Below are 16,968 nucleotides of genomic sequence, written 5' to 3' on the forward strand. Positions count from 1 at the left end.
CGCCCCCTTTCTGGTAACTCTCGGCAACTCTTCCGAGGCCTATGGACCGAGAATGAATCTGAAACGGCACGCAATCATGCTGGCTTCGGCCTTGGCGGCTACTTTTGCCGCCACTGGACCGGCTTACGTGCATCCGCATGTCTTCGCCGAGGCCCGCCTCGATGTGATTCTCTCCCCGGATCACCAAAGCGTGAAGGCTCTGCGTCATCTCTGGCGCTTCGACGATCTGTTTTCCTCGACCGTGATGATGGAGTTCGACAAGAACTCCGACCTGAAGCTCGATGACAAGGAGCTGAAGGAAGTCGCCGACACCGTTCATGCCTCGCTGGCCGAGTTCAATTACTTCCAGCTCGTCACCGTTGACGGCAAGGACGTGGCGATGACGCCGCCGCCGCATCTGATGGCCAATTTCGACAACGATCAACTGATCATCCTGTTCGAGTCCGAACCGAAGGTGCCGATCAAGCTTAACGGCAAGATCGATATCGGCGTCTACGATCCGACATTCTACACGGCGATCGACTTCACCGAGGACTCCAACATCACGGTTGAAGGCCTGCCCTCGAACTGCACCAGCAAGGTGGTCCGTCCGGATCCGGACGAGGCTATCAAGGAAAACCAGAAGACCCTCACCGATGCCTTTTTCAACGATCCGACCGGCACCGATATGAGCAAGATCTTCGCCACCAAGCTCGAACTGACCTGTCAGCCAGAAGGATGAAGCCGGTGACGAAACCGTCCCTGCGTTTGGCATTCGGCCTGTTGGCCCTCACTGTCGCCATGATGCATTTCGCCGACGCCGCTCATGCCCAGAGTTCGCTCGGCATCGGCGTCGATGACGGCATGGCGCCCACCACCGGCCCGTTCGCCCATATCCTGATGTGGATCAATCTCAGGCAGCAGGAATTCTACCGCGCGCTGGCAACGGCGATGAAGGCGATGCGCCAGGACGGCAGCAAGATCTGGATACTCGTCGGCCTGTCCTTCGCCTACGGTATTTTCCATGCCGCCGGCCCCGGCCACGGCAAGGCCGTGATCTCGTCCTACATGGTGGCCAATGAGGTGGCGTTGCGGCGCGGCATCCTCTTGTCCTTCGTCTCGGCGCTGCTGCAGGGCCTGACCGCGATCGCGGTGATGGGGGTCGCCTATTTCGTCCTGCGCGGCACCTCCGTCTCGATGACGGACGCGGCCTGGTTCATGGAGATCATGAGCTTTGTCTTCGTCACCCTGTTCGGCGCCTGGCTGCTGTGGCGCAAACTCGGCCCCGCCGTCCTGCGTCTGTTCGGCAAGGGCCCGGCCTACAGCCTGTCGGCGGCTCATGCCGGCCATTCTCACGCCGGTCATTCTCATGGGGGTCATTCTCATGGGGGCCATTCGCACGGCGCGCATTCGCATGCCGGTCACTCCCATGCAGCTCACAGCCATTCGGCGCATGCTCATTCGCACGCGCTACACGCGCATGACCATGTGCACGGCCCTTCGCACGATCATCACGATCATGCCAAACACGATCACGCTCATCACGATCACGCGGCCGGCGAAGTCTGCGATACCTGCGGCCATTCGCACGCACCCGATCCGGCGCTGCTGTCGGGCGACCGCTTCGACTGGCGCACGGCGTGGACGGCGGTGGCGGCGGTCGGCATCCGCCCCTGCTCCGGCGCGCTGATCGTGCTGAGCTTCGCCTTGCTCAACGGCCTCTGGCTCGGCGGCCTGCTGTCGGTGCTGGCGATGTCGCTTGGCACGGCCATCACCGTTTCGGCACTGGCGACACTGGCGGTGACCGCCAAGAACTGGGCGGTGTATTTCGCCGGCGACGGCCGCATGGGCAACCGCATCCACTCGATCGTCGAGATCGGCGGCGCGGCGTTTGTGTTCCTGTTCGGACTGCTGCTGCTGTCGGCGAGTTTGGCGAGCGGCGGATAGGCCGGCGCCACGAGGTTCGGAGTTTAACCCGCGATTTTGCCGCCGAGCTCATCCTCGATGTGAGCGCGGATGATCTCGTCAAAACTCTTTTCGGCGCTGAAGCCGAGCTCCCGTGACCGCTTTGCCTCGAAGCGCGTCGGCCAGCCCTTGACGATCGCCCAGATCGTGTCATCCGGAACCTCGCGGATCAGGCTTACCGCCTTCGGCCCAGCGATGCGTTCCAGCGCCTCGATCTGCTCGCCGACGGTGACGGCAACGCCGGGCATCGTCAGGTTGCGGCGCGGCCCGACTGCGCTGCCGTCGATCCCTGCCGCATGGATCAGGAAGTTCACCGCCGAGCGCGGGCTGGCATGCGTGTGCACGACCGAGCGCGGCACCGGCAGGATCGCTTCGTGGCCGCTCAACGGCTCGCGGATGATGCCGGAGAAGAAGCCGGACGCCGCCTTGTTCGGCTTGCCCGGCCGCACGCAGATCGTCGGCAGCCGGATGCCGATACCGTCGAAGAAGCCGCGCCTGGTATAGTCGGCCAGCAGCGCTTCGCTCATCTGCTTCTGGGTGCCGTAGGAGGTCAGCGGCGTCGGATGGAAGTCGTCGGGAATGACATCCGGGAACGGCGCGCCGAACACCGCGATCGACGAGGTGAAGACGACGCGCGGCGCAAAGCCCGCCAGCCGGATGGCATCGAACAGGGCCCGCGTGCCATCGAGATTGACGCGGTAGCCGAGATCGAAATTCGCTTCCGCCTCGCCCGACACGATGCCGGCAAGATGGAACACGACGTCGGGTCGCGATGCGACCAGGCGCTCAGTGGCACCCGCTTCGGCGAGATCGCCAGTGTGCAGCGTGACGCTGACGCCATCCAGGCGCGGGGCCTGCGGCGGCACGATATCGTGTAAATCCAGCGCCGTGATCTTGCGGCCGCGCAGCGTGCCGTCCTTGGCCAGCCGGGCGATGAGCTTGCGGCCGACCATACCCGCGGCGCCAGTGATCAGAATGCGCATATCGAAAATCCCTTGCCTATTTACCCTGATTTTTACGCTGGTTGCGGGCCCGCAACCAGAACACCGAGAAGAACGCCAGCACGAAGACGATGCCAAAGGCGCCGGCCAGCACCGTCGAAAGGCTGCCGAGTGCCAGCATTACGGTCGGCAGATAGTAGGCGCCGATGCCAAACAGAAGCATGATCCACACGGCAGCGACAAGAGCATTCCTGGTGTCACGATCCATCACGCCGCACCAGGGCAGCGGGTGTTCATCAAGCTGGTTTTCAAGGTTTTGCAACTCCCGAGGCAGGACAATCGACATCGATCGATCCGGTCCTAGTGATGGTGGTCGTGATATGCAGCCGCTTCATGCTCGTGCCCATGCTCGTGCTCGTCGCCGTCGTCGGCGCACTGGCCGAATTCCGGTTCCACGGTGGCATGGCTGATGCCGTGCTCGCTGGCAAGCCGCTTCTTGACGGCACTCACCGCCTGATGCGCATCGACGCCCTCGTCGAGACAGGCATGCAGCGTCGCCATGTTGCTGGTCCCGTCGAGCGACCAGACATGCATATGGTGCACTTCGCGCACCCCCCGGACGGTCGCCTCGAGATCCCTGGCGATCAGATCGCGGTCGAGGCTTGGCGGCACGCCCTCGAGCAGGACATGGGCGGCTTCGCGCATCAGCGACCACGCCGTGTAGAGGATCAGCAGCGAGACCAGGACCGACAGGATCGGGTCGATCGGCGTCCAGCCGGTCGCCAGGATGACCAGCGCCGCCGCGATGGCCGCCGCCGAGCCGAGCAGGTCGCCAAGCACATGCAGGATGGCGCCGCGCATGTTCAGGCTTTCGCGGTCGCCGCCATGCAGCACGAAGAACGCGCCGATGTTCACCAGCAGGCCGAGGATCGCCACCACCAGCATCGGCCCGCCAAGCACCGGTGCCGGCGCCTGCAGGCGCCCCCAGGCCTCGTAGACGATCCACAGCGCGATGACGAAGATGGCGATGCCGTTGGTATAGGCCACCAGCGTCTTGACCCGGCCGAAGCCATAGGTGAGGCGAACGGTCGCCGGACGGCCGCCAAGATGAAACGCATACCAGGCAAGGCCGAGCGCGATCGAGTCAGCGAGCATGTGGCCGGCATCGGCCAGCAGCGCCAGCGAGCCGGTGAGGATGCCGCCAAGCGCTTCGGCGACCATGAAGCCGCCGGTCAGGCAGGCTGCGATCAGAACGCGTTTCTTGTCGGTCGAGCCATGGACATGGCCGGGCCCATGATCGTGCCCAATGTGATCGTGCCCGCTGTGATCGTGGGTATGTGCCAATGGCGAACTCCTAGGCGCCGAATTCCGCGCGACAATCCTCGAGCCGTCGCTTCTGCTGGCCGTCGCCATCGAAATTGGCCGGATCGAGCCACGCCTCATAGGCACTGCGCAGCGCCGGCCACTCCTTGTCGATGATCGAATACCACGCAGTATCGCGGTTTTCACCCTTGACGATCAGATGCTGGCGGAAAATGCCTTCGAACTTGAAGCCGAACCGTTCGGCGGCCCGCTTCGATGGCTCGTTGCGGTTGTTGCACTTCCATTCGTAGCGGCGGTAGCCGAGCTCGTCGAAGATGTATTTCATGAACAGGAACTGCGCTTCGGTTGCTCCCGGCTTGCGCGAGATGAGCGGCCCCCAATAGATGTTGCCGATCTCGATGACGCCGTACGCCGGATCGATGCGCATCAGCGTCTGGCGTCCGGCGACCTTGCCGCTGGCCTTGTCGATGACGGTGAAGAACAGCGGATCCTCGCTGGCCTCGACCTTGTCCAGCCATGGCTGGAAGGCGGCGCGGGTCTCCGGCGGATAATCGGGCAACCAGGCGAAGCGGCCGTCGATGTCGGACACGGAGGACGCTTCATAGAGGCCATCGCCATGTTTTGCGGCACTCAGCGGTTCGAGCCGGACAGTGCTTCCGTCGATGGTCTTGCGTTCGGGCCGCGGGCGCGGTTGCCAATCCCTGAGATTTTCCGACACCGAAAGCTCCAATCCGTTTGACTTTTGCCAGCCGAAGCTCACAAAAACGCGACCCAACAGCAAGAACCACACGGACGGGAAAAATGCTCCACACGATTTCGGCCTTCGACCGCCTTGGCGAGGAAAACGCCTTTGCCGTGCTCGCGAGGGCCACAGCACTTGCCCAACAAGGCCGCGACATTGTCAATCTCGGCATCGGCCAGCCGGACTTCAAGACGCCGCAGCACATCGTCGAGGCGGCGATCAAGGCGCTGCGCGACGGCCATCACGGCTATACACCGGCCAATGGCCTGCTGGCGACGCGCGAGGCGGTGGTGCGCCGCACGCTCACCACCACCGGTGTCGAAGTATCGCCCGAAACGGTGATGATCCTGCCCGGCGGCAAGCCAACCATGTTCGCCGCGATCCTGATGTTCGGCGAACCTGGCGCCGAAATCCTCTATCCCGATCCAGGCTTCCCCATCTATCGCTCGATGATCGAGTTCACCGGTGCAGCCCCTATTCCCGTGCCGATGCGCGAGGAAAACGGCTTTGCCTTCTCCGCCGAGGAGACGCTGGCGCTGATCACTTCGAAGACCAGGCTGCTGATCCTCAACTCGCCCGCCAATCCGACCGGCGGCGTCACGCCGCGTGCCGAGATCGAGAAACTGGTCAAGGGGCTGGAGGCGCATCCGCAGGTCGCCATCCTCTCCGACGAGATCTACGACGTCATGACCTATGATGGCGAGACGCATTGCTCGCTGCTCGGCTTTCCCGAGATCCGCGACCGGCTGATCGTGCTCAACGGCTGGTCGAAGACCTGGGCGATGACCGGCTGGCGCATGGGCTGGTCGATCTGGCCGAATGGCGACAAGGGCGCCCATCTCTACGACAAGGTGCGCAAGCTGGCGGTCAACTGCTGGTCCTGCGTCAACGCGCCGAGCCAGTTCGCCGGCATCGCGGCAATCTACGGCCCGCAAGACGATGTCGACAAGATGATGGGCGCCTTCGACCGCCGCCGGAAGATCGTCGTCGAGGGGCTGAACGCGCTGCCCAACATGTCCTGCATCACGCCCAAAGGCGCGTTCTACGCTTTCCCCAACGTCTCGAAGACCGGCTGGAAAGCCAAGAAACTCGCCTCGGCGCTGCTCGACGAGGCCGGCGTGGCGCTGATCGGCGGTCCCGATTTCGGCATTCTCGGCGAAGGCTATATCAGGCTCTCCTACGCCAATTCCGAGGAGAACATCTTGCGGGCGCTGGAACGGATCGGGGCCTTCCTGGCGAAGTAAGCCTGAAAGCGGCCCGCTGTCCTCTTCCGGACAATTTGCGGCTTGTGGCATGACGGTGTCATGAGCCGTCCGGAGGCGCGCGGCCAAGACTGGGCGTGCATGTCGAGAACGGCTACGGTCCTCGGATCAGGATCGAAGAGGGGTGACATCGGATGTTCTATGCAATCCTTGCCTATCATGTGGAAGACGCAATCAAGGCGCTGACGCCGCAGGAAGATACGGCGCTGATGGCTGACTTGCTCAAGATCCATGAAGGGCTCTATGCCGACGGCAGCCTTGGCCCGTCGGCGCGGCTTGGCGCGACACAATCGGCCTGCACCTTGCGCGGCGGCATGATCGTCGACGGCCCCTTCGCCGAAACCAAGGAACAGCTTCTCGGCCTCTATGTCGTCGACTGCCCGACGCGGGACGATGCCATCGCTATCGCGCGCGACTTTCGTCGCGTCAATCCGACCGCCGTCTACGAGATCCGTCCTATCGCGCTCTATCTGCCCGGCGCAGAGCTACCGGGAGAATGACTAGCCACGCCCGACAAACGGCATCTTGGTCGCCATCACGGTCATGAACAGCACGTTGGCGTCGAGCGGCAGGCTGGCCATGTGGACGACGGCGTCGGCGACGCGCTGAACATCCATCACCGCTTCGGCTGATATCGAGCCGTTGGCCTGCGGCACGCCGACCGTCATCGGCTGCGCCATATCGGTCAGCGCATTGCCGATGTCGATCTGGCCGCAGGCGATGTCATAAGGCCGGCCGTCGAGCGCCAGCGTCTTGGTCAGCCCTGATATGGCATGCTTGGTCGCCGTGTAGGGCACCGAGCCCGGGCGCGGCGCATAGGCCGACACCGAACCGTTGTTGATGATGCGGCCACCCATCGGCTTCTGCTTGCGCATGGCGCCAAAGGCGGCACGGGCACACAGGAACGAACCGGTGAGGTTGACGCCGACGATATCGTTCCACACTTCGACCGGTATCTCGTCGATCGGCGTCGATTTGTAGCCCATGCCGGCATTGTTGAAGAGCAGGTCGACACGGCCGAAGGCCGCCGCCACGGTCTCGAACAGATCGTCGACCTCGCCTGCCTTGCTGATATCGCAGGCAACCGCCAGGGCGTTGGCGTCGGTGGACCCGGCCTCGGCCACGGCTGCATCCAGCACGGATTTGCGGCGTCCGCAGAACACTGTGTTCCAGCCCGCCTTGAGCAGCGCCGTGGCGACGCTCTTGCCGATGCCCGTGCCGGCCCCGGTGACGATGGCGGTTCTTTGTTCGGTCATGGCTGTTGTCCTCCGGCAGCGCTGCGCTTGCTCGACTGATTTTCGGGGTTTGGCTCGAAAAAGGAAGGCATCGCAAATGACGGCGGCGATGGCAAGCGTGTCCATCTGATCGGGCCGACAAAAAGGGCGGCCATTGGCGACCGCCCCTGATCTGAACCGGGCTTGGGAGGAGGAAAAGCCGATCCGACTGTGTTGAATGATGCGCTTGCTGGGTTAACGAGAGGTTAACCCGGAAAGCGCCTCCTGTGCCGTTTTGGCCTACCAGCGCGGATTGGGTGACGTCCCTGCCTTGGCCGGCACCTTGGCCGCCGAAACCGTTGCCTCGACATGGTCGACCAGCGCGTCCGGCAGGCCGAGCCGGCCTGCAAGCAGGTCGAGGTAGCCACGCTCGGCGCGGGTGTCGGGATCGATGGTCAGGCGCGACGCCGTGTAGAGTTCGAGCTTCTGCGCGTCGGTCTTGGCGCCGGCGACCAGCGTGTCGAGGTCGAGCGGGCTTGCCAGCTCCGCCATCAGGAACTTTTCGGCATCGGAGTCTATGCCGGCCAGGCTGAGCTTGCCGGCGATCTTCTGGCGCTCTTCATCGTCGATATGGCCATCGGCCTTCGCCGCCGAGATCATCGCCCGTATCAGGGTCAGCGTGAATTCGTCCTCGCCTTGCGGCGCCTGCGACGGGTGGAAGGCGGTGTCCTTGGGCGGCGGCAGCAATTCCGGTTCGCCGGCCGCCGGTGCTTCGGCGGGTGCGTTGCCGGCCTTGTAGTTCTGGTAGGCCTTGTAGGCGAGGCCGCCGATGGCAGCCAGTCCGCCAAGCTTCACCGCGGCGCCCGTCACGTTACGACCGGCACCAGTTCCAAGCAGCACGGCGGCCAGTGCGCCGGCGGCCAGCGGATTGTCCTTGGCCATCTGCACGGCCTGCCCCGCCTTGTCGCGGACGGTGCCACTGGTGCCGGGGATTTGCGAGCCGAGCAGATCGTCGAGAAGCTTCTTGGGATCGAACATTCAGTGCCTCCAGGATTTGCCCGGCCGAACGGGCAGGTTTCGAACGTCGAAGACGTAGGTCCCGAAACTTGACATTGCAATGACAGGCGGCCGCTTTGCAGCAGCTCGATGCCTGGATCAGGAGCCGATATGCGGCTCTCTGCCCCGCGCCTGCGCAAGCTCGACCTGGCGCTGGCGCTCGGCATAACGCTGGCGGTCCTCGTTCGAACGCGCATCGAAACAATGCGGGCAGGAAATACCGGCGGCGAATTTGGGCGACGTCAGGTCGCCCGGTGTCAGCGGGTGACGGCAGGCGCGGCACAGTTCCGCTTCGCCCTCGGCGAGGCCGTGCGACACCGAAACGCGCTCGTCGAAGACGAAGCACTCGCCTTGCCAGAGGCTCTGTTCGGCCGGAACCTCTTCGAGATACTTGAGAATGCCGCCCTTGAGATGGAAGACATCCTCGAAGCCGAGCGATTTGACATAGGCGGTTGCCTTTTCGCAGCGAATGCCGCCGGTGCAGAACATCGCCACCTTGCGGCCTTCGAGTTCCCCCCGGTGCGCCTCCACCCAGGCCGGGAACTCGCGGAAGCTTGCGGTGGCCGGGTCGATCGCACCCCTGAATGTGCCGATCGACACCTCGTAGGCATTGCGCGTGTCGATGACGACAGTGCCGGGCTGCGAAATCAGCGCGTTCCAGTCGGCCGGCGCGACATAGGTGCCGGCACTTTTCGAAGGATCGATGTCGTCGACGCCCATGGTAACGATCTCGCGCTTCAGCCGCACCTTCATGCGGTGGAACGGCATGTCCGCGGCTGCGCTGTACTTGACCTCGAGGCCCGCCAGCCCTTCGATGGCTTCGAGATACAGGATCAGTTCGGCAATTGCCGCCTCGCTGCCGGCGACGGTGCCGTTGATGCCTTCATGCGCCAGCAGCAGCGTGCCCTTGATGCCGCGCCCGCAGCAGAAGGCGGCGAGCGGCGCGCGCAGTTCTTCGAAAGCGTCGAGCCGGGCAAACCGGTAGAGCGCTGCGACGCGGAAGGGTGGAAGTGATGTCATTGCCGAAGCCACTAGACGCTCACGAAAGCCTATTCAAGGCAAAGCAGGCATCCTGTTCGGAGGTCCCGGGCGCAAATCTGCACCATAGGCGAATTTGTACCATAGCTGAGATCAGGGAGTCAAGAAAAAATTCCTATCCTGACAAAGCTGCCGGCACAAACCTGCCGACACCGCCGCCGAGCTGGCAGCCGCCTTTGTGAGCTAAGCTTGGCGAGCATGGGCGACACGTGACATCGCGACACGGCCGGTTTCGTGGACAGGAAAACGGCCTTCTGCTAATCGGTTGAATTGTCCACGCTACGGAGAGACACATGCCCAGCAAGACCGAAAAACTCCTGTCGCTCCTCAACGGCCAGCCGGTCATCCCCGTGCTGAAGATCTCTGATATCGCCAGTGCCGTGCCGCTGGCGCGCGCGCTGGCGCGCGGCGGCCTGCCGGCAATCGAGATCACGCTGAGGACCGCCGACGCGCTGGAAGCGATCCGGCGGGTCGCTGGTGAAGTCGAGGACGCCATCGTCGGCGCCGGCACCATTCTCGATGCCAGGCAGTTCGAAGAGGCGGCTGCCGCGGGCTCTCGGTTCATCGTCAGCCCCGGCATCACCCGCGAGCTTCTGTCGGCCGCCGCCGGCAGCGATGTTCCGTTGCTGCCCGGCGCCATCACGCCCGGCGAGATCATGGCTGCACGGGAAGCCGGCTTGCGCTTCCTGAAATTCTTCCCGGCCGAGCAGTCGGGCGGCATCGCTTCGCTGAAAGCCTTTGCCTCGCCGCTCGCCGATGTGAAATTCTGCCCGACCGGCGGCATCTCGGCCAAGAACGCGGCCGACTATCTCAGCCTGCCCAACGTGGTCTGCGTCGGCGGCTCCTGGGTGGCGCCCGACGACCTCGTCAAGGCCGGCAAGTGGGACGAGATCGAAGCCCTGGCGCGCGCCGCGAGCAAGCTTGCGAAATAAGGCCTCGGCCACGGGATGAAGAAACCCGGCCGACTCGCGTCGACCGGGTTTGCCAAATCGGCTCCGAACCGGATCAGCTACAGACCCGAACCTTTTCAACCACCCTGTGGTGATGCTTCGAGCTTGTGACCACCTTGGTGCCGCAGTGCTTCTTCATGTGCATATGGTCATGAGTCTTGACGACAATGGTCTCGGCCTGCGTAGGGGCGATGGCCGCCGAAGCGGTTGCCAATGCGATGACCGATGCCAATAGGATGTTCTTCATGGATCTCCCCGGGTTTGAACGAACCTGTATTAACCCGGGGAATAGGCCGACCGTTCCGGCTTCACGAGAAGTTCAGCCGCGCGTGACCGTGCAGGCTGGCCCGGTTCGCTGAACAGCAAAAAGCCGCGCTGGTTGCCCGGCGCGGCTTTGCCGATTGATCTGCCGTCATTTGGTCTGGAAGCGGGCTACCGACATGAACTTGACGGCGTTGCCGGTGAAGCGGTTGGCATCGGCCACCTGGCTGCTCGGCTGGAAGCCGGCCGTGTAGACCTCGCTCGGCGCCGTGTGCACGATGCTGTAGGCGTAGCCCGGCGCCGTCGTCGCGCTTGAAACGGTGGCGACATGGTCGCCGCTGGTCAATGCCCAGCGGGCGGCCTGCGGTGCGGCTGCAACCACCATGGCCTTGGGGCCTGGCTTCAGGTCGCGGGCGGTGGCTCTCGATTCCTTGCGGGTCGTCTTGACGCCGGCGCCGATCGCGGCGGCCGGATCGGAACCGACTGGGCGGGCAACGACGGCATCGCGCGGCGAAGCGGCGTTGGTGCCCGGATCGTTGAACGCCGAACGCGGCTCGGATCCGGACAAGGAAGCAAGCTGGTAATCGGCCGCACCGACCTGGGCATTGGCCTCGTCGAGCACGGCCTTGACCGCATCCGGCCTGGCCATCTCGGGCCGCGCCGTCGGCAGCACCGAGAACGCATCGGTCGCCGTCTTGCTTTGATCAGCCGTCTCGGCCAGCGCCATCAGCACATCCTTGCTGGGCGCCGCAGCCAAAGCGGCCGGCAGCGAATTGTCGGGACGCCATGTCGGCAACGGTATGTTGTTGACCGCGACCTGGGCCGGATTAGCCGAAGCCGTTGCATCGGCCACGCCGAAAGGAACGCTCGCCGGCGCATGCGCGGTCGCCACGGCCTGCTCGGTGGTGGCTGTCGCCTCCGCCATCGCAAAAGGAACATTCTCAGGCTGCTGAGCGCCGACATCGGCTTTCGGCCGCGGTGCGAAATCCGGCAGCGGAACGCTTCGGGCCGGCAATGCCGCGATGATCGTCTCCGGCGTGTCCTCTTCCGGCTCCGGAGCCTGCTGCTCGGCCACCTGCGGAATCTCGGCGCGCCGCGCATTCTCCGGCGCCACGATGGCAATGCCCGGGAGGTTGCTGGTCTTGGCTGCCGCTGCCGGCTTCAGGTTTCTCGCTTTGGGCGGAGGGGCGGCCGAAGCGGTCTGGACATCGGCGCTGTCGTCGGCCTCGTCGTCGCCGCCGCCACCGAAGAAAGCCGACAGGAAGCCACCTGATTTCTTGCCGCTGCCGCCAGCACTGGCCATCTCGATGGCCGGCGAGCCTGAACCCTTGCGCGCCTTGTAGGAGGCGAGCGCCTGCTCAAAGCCGGGCAGCGGCCTGCCGTCGCTCGGCACATGCAGCGTCTTGCCATTGGGGAACAGGCTGACCAGTTCCTGCCGGCTGATACCGGGCCAATGGCGCACATTGCCGATATCCATGTGGACGAACGGCGAACCGGATGACGGATAGTAGCCGACGCCGCCGCCCTGCATCTTGAGACCGATGTTGCGCAGCTTCTTAAGCGGCACGCCGGGAATATAGAAATCCATCGCCTTGCCGAGCATGTGCTGGCTCTTCTCGGCGACGCCCCTGCTGCGGCCGCGCAGCATCGAGTTCGTCGACGGCGAGCGATAGCCGCAGATGACCTGGATGTAGTCCGTGGCGCCGGCTTCCCGATACGCTTCCCAGACCAGATCCAGCAGGCGCGGATCCATCTTGGTCGGCTCGTTGCGACGCCAGTCGCGCAAAATGATGTTGATCTTCCTGAGACCCTCGGGAACGTAGCGGCCGTTGCGCTTGTAGACGATCTCGGCCTTCTCGTGGGTGTGGAGATGATAAAGCTTCAGCGACCGTGTTTCGGCGCTGGCTCCGCTCGCAGCCGCGGCAACAAAACCAAAAGCGACAACCAACACTGCCAGCCACTTCGGCCAGACGCTCAAATGATGGTGCCGCCTGTTTGTGTGTCGTTCGATTCTGTTCAAATCAAAAGGCCTTGCAGGCTGCCGTTTGTCCCCGGATTTGTCCAAACGGATGTGGCATTAGCACACCCGAATATCGATCCTAATGGTTAATCATCGCTTATTGAAGCCGAAATGCGGTAACACCGTGGCGATATCCCGTCAAAAATTGTTCACAAGGTTTCTTGGTAAACCGCTGGTTTAGATCAGATTTCCGCCTTCGGCCCGAACACGATCTGTTACCGTTAGCCTTAATGCGTGAACAGAGCTGTCCATGACACAGCCACAATGCCGCCGAAACGGCGATACAAGGCCTGCTGTGGCATTGCAAGCTGGCGTCGGCCTTGCGGCAAGCCGGATTCCGAAGCTCAGCCCGGCATCGCCCTTAGGAGGCGAGCCGGTCTACGCGGCCCGTCTCCGGATCGATGCCGTGTTCCTTGAGCTTGCGATAGAGCGTCGAGCGACCGATCCCGAGTCGGCGGGCGACTTCGCTCATCTGTCCGTTGTAGTGATCGATGGCAAGCTTGATCATCTCGAGTTCGACATCGGCCAGTGCCCGCACATTGCCGCGCTCGTCGAGCGCCCGCAACGTGCCGAAGCGAGGCTGCAGCCTTGCCGGCGGATCGAACGCGATTGCTGGGCCGCCCTCGCCGGGCAAGGCTTCGTCATCGCGCTCCTGCAAAGACTGGGAGGGCGCCGGCGCATCGCCGTCCATATCCAGGTTGACGGTGCCTTCCACTTGCGCCCGTATCTGCGGGAAGTCCTCGGCGGAAAGCACATCGCCTTCGCAAAGCACCGAGGCCCGGAAGACGGCATTTTCGAGCTGCCGGATGTTTCCGGGCCAGTCATAGGCCTGCAGCACGGCGAGCGCTGCCGCCGAAATACCTTGCAGGCGATGACGCGGGTCGGCCGGCGCCACCTTCTCCATGAAATGGGTGACCAGATACGGGATGTCGTCGCGGCGGTCGCGCAGCGGCGGCACGAAGATCGGGTAGACGTTCAGCCGGTAGAACAGATCCTCGCGGAACTTGCCGTCCTTGACCTGCTGCAGGAGGTTGCGGTGCGTCGCCGAAATCAGCCTGATGTCGACCCTGACGGTCGAGCGTCCGCCGACCGGGTCGACCTCGCCGTCCTGGACCGCGCGCAACAGCTTGACCTGCACGTCGAGCGGCAGGTCGCCGATCTCGTCGAGGAACAGTGTGCCCGAATGCGCTTCGACGAACTTGCCCGTGTGCTTGTCGGTGGCGCCGGTGAACGAGCCCTTCTCATGGCCGAACAGGATCGATTCGACCAGATTGTCGGGAATGGCGCCGCAATTGACCGTGACGAAGGGTTTCGAACGGCGGTCGCCACTGCCCTGGATGGCGCGCGCCACCAGTTCCTTGCCGACGCCGGACTCGCCCTCGATCAGGATCGGGATGTTGGATGCCGCCGCTTTCTGGCCAAGGCGGATCACCCTGTCCATGGCCGGGCTGTGCGTGATCATGTCCTTGAAGGTCAGGAGGCCGCCGCGCCGGCGCGACGTGCGTTTGACCTCGCCCTCGACGGCCTCGACCTTGAGCGCATTTCCGATCGACGCCTGCAGCCTGTCGGGAGACGCCGGCTTGACGACGAAATCGAAGGCGCCGTGACGCATCGCCGATACCACGGTCTCGATGCTGCCCTGCGCGGTCTGCACGATGGCCGGCACGTGGATGTCGCGCTCGCGCATCGCCTTCAGCACGCCGATACCGTCGAGACCGGGCATGACCAGATCGAGGATGACCACCGACACCTCGCGGGCGCCGGGTCCATCGAGGATATCGAGAGCGGCCGCGCCGCCATCGACGACGATTGCGCTGTAGCCGAACCGCGTCACCGCCGCTTCGAGCAGCCGGCGTTGCACCGGATCGTCATCGACTATGAGTATGGAACCTGTCATGACTGATACGACTATGCCCGCCCGAGGAATCCTGCCCTGTGGACCATCTTGGCACAGGGTTCTAAATAAGGTTTCAAAAAACCCGGTGAATGAATTCCTTAGGATTTGACCGGCTTCTCGTTTCCCCTTGAACCTTGGCCACGGAAGGTGTCGGCAATGCATAAGGATTCTGGCAACATGGTCTCTGCTCGGCGGCTTGCGGCGCCGGCGTCCGGTCAGGGCGCGGCCGAGCTGGGCGACCTGCCGGAATGGAACCTTGCCGACCTCTATGCCGGCATGGATGCGCCGGAGCTGAAGCGCGACATCGCCAAGGCCGCCACTGATGCGACCAGCTTCGAGAACCGCTGGAAAGGCACGCTGGCCGCCGAGGCCGAGCGCGGCAGCGCCGGCAGGTTGGGCGAGGCGCTTGTCGCCTACGAGGCGCTGGAGGAACTGATCGGCCGCATCGTCTCCTATGCGGGTCTGGTTTATGCCGGAAACACCGCTGATCCCCAGCGCGCCAAGCTCTATGGCGACGTCCAGGAGAAGATGACCGACGCCAGCGCGCACCTTCTGTTCTTCGCGCTCGAACTCAACCTGATCGACGATGCGTCGATCGAAGGCGCGCTCGTCGGCGATCCCGCCTTCGGTCACTACCGGCCGTGGGTGCTCGATCTGCGCAAGGACAAGCCCTACCAGCTCGAGGACCGCGTCGAGCAGCTCTTCCACGAAAAGTCGATCACCGGACGCGGCGCCTGGAACCGCCTGTTCGACGAGACGATGACCGACCTTCGCTTCGACATCGACGGCGAGGAACTGACGCTGGAGCCGGCGCTGAACCGTTTGCAGGACGCCGACGGCGGGGTGCGCCGCCGGGCGTCCGAGGCGCTGGCCACGACCTTCCGCAAAAATTTGCGCACCTTCACGCTGATCACCAACACGCTGGCCAAGGACAAGGAAATATCCGACCGCTGGCGCGGCTTCGAGGACATCGCCGATTCACGCCATCTCGCCAACCGCGTCGAGCGCAGCGTGGTGGACGCCCTGGCTTCCGCCGTTCGCGATGCCTATCCGCGCCTGTCGCATCGCTATTACGCGATGAAGGCACGCTGGCTGGGCATGGAGGTGATGAACCACTGGGACCGCAATGCGCCATTGCCGGATACGCCCCAGGCGATCATCGGCTGGGACGAGGCCAGGAACACGGTGCTGTCCGCCTATCAGCGCTTTTCGCCCGACATGGCCGAGATCGCGCGAACCTTCTTCGACCGCAACTGGATCGACGCGCCGGTGCGGCCCGGCAAGTCGCCTGGCGCCTTCGCCCATCCGACCGTACCGTCGGCGCATCCCTATGTCCTGCTCAACTACATGGGCAAGCCGCGCGATGTGATGACGCTGGCGCACGAGCTTGGCCATGGGGTCCATCAGGTGCTGGCCGGCGGCCAGGGCGCACTGATGGCCTCGACGCCGCTGACGCTGGCCGAGACGGCATCGGTCTTCGGCGAGATGCTGACCTTCCGCTCGCTGCTCGACCAGACCACCGACCGGCGCGAGCGCAAGGCCATGCTCGCCCAGAAGGTCGAGGACATGATCAACACGGTCGTGCGCCAGATCGCCTTCTATGAATTCGAGCGCAAGGTGCATGCCGAACGCAAGAACGGCGAACTGACCTCCGACAGGCTCGGTCAGTTCTGGCTCGAAGTGCAAGCCGAAAGTCTAGGTCCCGCCATCAAACTGCGCGAAGGCTACGAGGTGTTCTGGACCTACATCCCGCACTTCATCCATTCGCCCTTCTATGTCTATGCCTATGCTTTCGGTGACTGCCTGGTGAACTCGCTCTACGCGGTCTACCAGAACGCCGAGCGCGGCTTTCAGGACAAGTATTTCGAGATGCTGCGCGCCGGGGGCACCAAGCATCATTCCGAGCTTCTGGCGCCCTTCGGGCTCGACGCCACCGATCCCGCCTTCTGGCAGATCGGACTTGGCGTCATCAGTGGCCTGATCGACGAGCTGGAAGCGCTCGACGCTTGAAACGCGTCCCTCAGGCGTCGCTCTAACAGTTTAGCCGGAATGCATGTTGGGACAGCTCTACTATCGCCCTAAATATCTGTTCTTGAAGTACTCTCCACCGAAGTTTTCCGATAGCTTTCCACAAGCTCTATGATAGCCTTCGTTCCAAGCTCAGCCGGAGCGCATGCGGATCGGCGAGGAGAAATCTCAGCCAACCGTGGCGCTCAGGCGAACGCGACAACGGCCGTTGGCCATGGGCAAGCAAAGCCGATCGCCGCAGCTCGAACCGAAGCCGGCTGTTCTGCTTACCGCGGAACCACCAAGAGTAGTC

16 protein-coding genes are annotated in these 16,968 nt (G+C 63.7%); 6 read left to right on the forward strand and 10 right to left on the reverse strand.

The genetic code is table 11. From position 1 onward, the window contains the following. The first annotated feature begins 52 nt into the window (after positions 1 to 52). Together NKJ67_RS23500 and NKJ67_RS23505 are read left to right on the forward strand one after the other, a co-directional pair. On the forward strand, positions 53 to 721 hold the full coding sequence (locus NKJ67_RS23500; protein ID WP_256745502.1) for a DUF1007 family protein: 669 nt from the start codon (positions 53 to 55) through the stop codon (positions 719 to 721). Beyond that, a complete protein-coding gene (locus NKJ67_RS23505) occupies positions 718 to 1,926 on the forward strand; it encodes a nickel/cobalt transporter (RefSeq protein WP_352583359.1) in 1,209 nt (402 codons plus the stop codon). The genes NKJ67_RS23500 and NKJ67_RS23505 overlap by 4 nt, the downstream gene beginning before the upstream one ends. A gap of 23 nt (positions 1,927 to 1,949) precedes the next feature. Here the strand turns inward: NKJ67_RS23505 and denD are convergent, their stop codons facing one another. The 4 genes from denD to NKJ67_RS23525 form a co-directional block, all read right to left on the reverse strand. Next, on the reverse strand, positions 1,950 to 2,927 hold the full coding sequence (gene denD, locus NKJ67_RS23510) for a D-erythronate dehydrogenase (RefSeq protein WP_127326656.1): 978 nt from the start codon (positions 2,925 to 2,927) through the stop codon (positions 1,950 to 1,952). Between the two features lie 16 nt (positions 2,928 to 2,943). After that, the gene (locus NKJ67_RS23515; RefSeq protein WP_128308117.1) at positions 2,944 to 3,156 is read right to left on the reverse strand and encodes a hypothetical protein; all 213 of its coding nucleotides are present in this window, start codon (positions 3,154 to 3,156) and stop codon (positions 2,944 to 2,946) included. An 89-nt stretch (positions 3,157 to 3,245) separates the two neighbouring features. Further along, a complete protein-coding gene (locus tag NKJ67_RS23520) occupies positions 3,246 to 4,229 on the reverse strand; it encodes a cation diffusion facilitator family transporter (protein WP_352583361.1) in 984 nt (327 codons plus the stop codon). A gap of 10 nt (positions 4,230 to 4,239) precedes the next feature. After that, the gene (locus tag NKJ67_RS23525) at positions 4,240 to 4,926 is read right to left on the reverse strand and encodes a GNAT family N-acetyltransferase (RefSeq protein WP_352583363.1); all 687 of its coding nucleotides are present in this window, start codon (positions 4,924 to 4,926) and stop codon (positions 4,240 to 4,242) included. Positions 4,927 to 5,009: 83 nt separating this feature from the next. Between NKJ67_RS23525 and NKJ67_RS23530 the strand changes: the two genes are divergently transcribed. Next, a complete protein-coding gene (locus NKJ67_RS23530; RefSeq protein ID WP_352583365.1) occupies positions 5,010 to 6,194 on the forward strand; it encodes a pyridoxal phosphate-dependent aminotransferase in 1,185 nt (394 codons plus the stop codon). Positions 6,195 to 6,346: 152 nt separating this feature from the next. Beyond that, entirely contained in the window at positions 6,347 to 6,712 is a 366-nt protein-coding gene (locus tag NKJ67_RS23535) for a YciI family protein (protein WP_352583367.1), read from the forward strand. On the opposite strand, the gene NKJ67_RS23540 is transcribed toward NKJ67_RS23535, so the two are convergent. The 3 genes from NKJ67_RS23540 to trhO all read right to left on the reverse strand — a co-directional run bounded on the left by NKJ67_RS23540 (position 6,713) and on the right by trhO (position 9,502). Next, on the reverse strand, positions 6,713 to 7,468 hold the full coding sequence (locus NKJ67_RS23540; RefSeq protein WP_352583369.1) for an SDR family oxidoreductase: 756 nt from the start codon (positions 7,466 to 7,468) through the stop codon (positions 6,713 to 6,715). It lies immediately after the preceding gene. A 258-nt stretch (positions 7,469 to 7,726) separates the two neighbouring features. After that, on the reverse strand, positions 7,727 to 8,464 hold the full coding sequence (locus NKJ67_RS23545; protein ID WP_127809400.1) for a tellurite resistance TerB family protein: 738 nt from the start codon (positions 8,462 to 8,464) through the stop codon (positions 7,727 to 7,729). A gap of 117 nt (positions 8,465 to 8,581) precedes the next feature. Next, the gene (trhO, locus tag NKJ67_RS23550; RefSeq protein WP_127268076.1) at positions 8,582 to 9,502 is read right to left on the reverse strand and encodes an oxygen-dependent tRNA uridine(34) hydroxylase TrhO; all 921 of its coding nucleotides are present in this window, start codon (positions 9,500 to 9,502) and stop codon (positions 8,582 to 8,584) included. 311 nt (positions 9,503 to 9,813) lie between these two features. Here trhO and NKJ67_RS23555 point away from each other — a divergent pair, with 311 nt between their 5' ends. Then, complete coding sequence (locus NKJ67_RS23555; protein ID WP_352583372.1) at positions 9,814 to 10,452, forward strand: 2-dehydro-3-deoxy-phosphogluconate aldolase; 639 nt, start codon at positions 9,814 to 9,816, stop codon at positions 10,450 to 10,452. A gap of 73 nt (positions 10,453 to 10,525) precedes the next feature. On the opposite strand, the gene NKJ67_RS23560 is transcribed toward NKJ67_RS23555, so the two are convergent. The 3 genes from NKJ67_RS23560 to NKJ67_RS23570 all read right to left on the reverse strand — a co-directional run bounded on the left by NKJ67_RS23560 (position 10,526) and on the right by NKJ67_RS23570 (position 14,648). Next, the gene (locus NKJ67_RS23560) at positions 10,526 to 10,717 is read right to left on the reverse strand and encodes a hypothetical protein (protein WP_352583374.1); all 192 of its coding nucleotides are present in this window, start codon (positions 10,715 to 10,717) and stop codon (positions 10,526 to 10,528) included. 165 nt (positions 10,718 to 10,882) lie between these two features. After that, a complete protein-coding gene (locus tag NKJ67_RS23565; protein ID WP_352583376.1) occupies positions 10,883 to 12,709 on the reverse strand; it encodes a peptidoglycan L,D-endopeptidase MepK in 1,827 nt (608 codons plus the stop codon). Between the two features lie 403 nt (positions 12,710 to 13,112). Further along, positions 13,113 to 14,648, reverse strand: a complete 1,536-nt coding sequence (locus NKJ67_RS23570; RefSeq protein ID WP_352583378.1) for a sigma-54-dependent transcriptional regulator — start codon at positions 14,646 to 14,648, stop codon at positions 13,113 to 13,115. Between the two features lie 177 nt (positions 14,649 to 14,825). Here NKJ67_RS23570 and NKJ67_RS23575 point away from each other — a divergent pair, with 177 nt between their 5' ends. Then, complete coding sequence (locus NKJ67_RS23575) at positions 14,826 to 16,658, forward strand: M3 family oligoendopeptidase (RefSeq protein WP_127290769.1); 1,833 nt, start codon at positions 14,826 to 14,828, stop codon at positions 16,656 to 16,658. Positions 16,659 to 16,968: the final 310 nt, after the last annotated feature.

The sequence above is a fragment of the Mesorhizobium sp. M0088 genome (assembly GCF_040322895.1).
In the GTDB taxonomy this organism is placed as follows: Bacteria; Pseudomonadota; Alphaproteobacteria; order Rhizobiales; family Rhizobiaceae; genus Mesorhizobium.

Coding starts and splice junctions, on each gene's coding strand:
- trhO (WP_127268076.1), bottom strand. CDS start 9,502: ATGACATCACTTCCACCCTTCCGCGTCGCAGCGCTCTACCGGTTTGCC.
- NKJ67_RS23560 (WP_352583374.1), bottom strand. CDS start 10,717: ATGAAGAACATCCTATTGGCATCGGTCATCGCATTGGCAACCGCTTCG.
- NKJ67_RS23570 (WP_352583378.1), bottom strand. CDS start 14,648: ATGACAGGTTCCATACTCATAGTCGATGACGATCCGGTGCAACGCCGG.
- denD (WP_127326656.1), bottom strand. CDS start 2,927: ATGCGCATTCTGATCACTGGCGCCGCGGGTATGGTCGGCCGCAAGCTC.
- NKJ67_RS23500 (WP_256745502.1), top strand. CDS start 53: ATGAATCTGAAACGGCACGCAATCATGCTGGCTTCGGCCTTGGCGGCT.
- NKJ67_RS23555 (WP_352583372.1), top strand. CDS start 9,814: ATGCCCAGCAAGACCGAAAAACTCCTGTCGCTCCTCAACGGCCAGCCG.
- NKJ67_RS23535 (WP_352583367.1), top strand. CDS start 6,347: ATGTTCTATGCAATCCTTGCCTATCATGTGGAAGACGCAATCAAGGCG.
- NKJ67_RS23545 (WP_127809400.1), bottom strand. CDS start 8,464: ATGTTCGATCCCAAGAAGCTTCTCGACGATCTGCTCGGCTCGCAAATC.
- NKJ67_RS23505 (WP_352583359.1), top strand. CDS start 718: ATGAAGCCGGTGACGAAACCGTCCCTGCGTTTGGCATTCGGCCTGTTG.
- NKJ67_RS23575 (WP_127290769.1), top strand. CDS start 14,826: ATGGTCTCTGCTCGGCGGCTTGCGGCGCCGGCGTCCGGTCAGGGCGCG.
- NKJ67_RS23530 (WP_352583365.1), top strand. CDS start 5,010: ATGCTCCACACGATTTCGGCCTTCGACCGCCTTGGCGAGGAAAACGCC.
- NKJ67_RS23540 (WP_352583369.1), bottom strand. CDS start 7,468: ATGACCGAACAAAGAACCGCCATCGTCACCGGGGCCGGCACGGGCATC.